Genomic DNA, 899 nt, shown 5'->3' with positions numbered 1-899 from the left:
GACGACGGTGACGTCATGCAGGTCGTAGGTGTCCATGAACGCTTCCACCGAGGGAAGGAACGTCTTCGTTTCCGCCCTGTTCCCTTCAAAAGCCTGGATGCGCAGTGGGAACCCGTTCACGTCAGTGAGCATGCCGACGGTGATCTGCGGATCAATCCGGCGCTCCTTACTGAACCCGGGCTCACGGAACCCGTCACCTTCGTCAGCTTCCCAGTAGAGGGTGGTTACGTCGTAGAGCACCAGTGACGTCGGCCCGATGCCCGCATGATCAGCGCACACGGCGGTGACCGCGTCGCGGAACTCGTCAGTGGCGTAGCGAGGCAGTCGGCGCTTAATCGTCGAGTAACTCGCCGAGGTTGCTCCGGCTTCGGCCAGCACACGGATGGAGTCGTACTTCGAGCCTGGCTGCAGGATCCGGGCGGTGACCAGGCCAGCGAACACGTCATCATTGTCGGCAGCAACGTCCAGGCCGATTGCCCTATAGGCGGTGTCGATCGCGTCGAGCAGGTAGCCGGAGCGTTGTGCGGTGACCTCCCACGGTTGCTCTTCGGTGCCTGTCCCACGGACTGCTGGGATGTCGGTGACGTCGAGATCCAGGCCGAGTTCGAGCTGGTTGCCCTGGAGTCGTCGGGCGGCTTCGGCCTTCAGCGCGGCAAGTTCGGCGTCGGTGTGGGCTGAGCCGAGGTGTTCCATCGAGGTCGCACCACCAGCGTAGGAGTAGATGATCTGCACCGCAGTAGCCCCGGAGGCGGTGGTCACGGTGCGGATCCTGGGCTGCATGTTCAGGAGTCTACCGGTCCAGGACTGACTGTTTAGTACGGTTTTTCGCCGAATTCCGCCGAAGCCCCGCAGGTCACGGACTTAGATGACGTGACAACACCGAAACGTGAGCCAAGTCA

The 899-nt window shown here is 62.3% G+C and carries 1 protein-coding gene; it reads right to left on the bottom strand.

The features are described from left to right. Positions 1–780: IS1634 family transposase (locus ACT3UN_RS16490; protein WP_444657664.1), on the bottom strand; the 780-nt coding region annotated here is incomplete at its 3' end. Positions 781–899 lie beyond the last annotated feature (119 nt).

This window comes from Corynebacterium sp. AOP12-C2-36 (assembly GCF_052379185.1).
Taxonomy (GTDB): domain Bacteria; phylum Actinomycetota; class Actinomycetes; order Mycobacteriales; family Mycobacteriaceae; genus Corynebacterium.
Note: the sequence above shows the minus strand (reverse complement) of the source record. Positions and strands in the feature narration are given on the sequence as shown.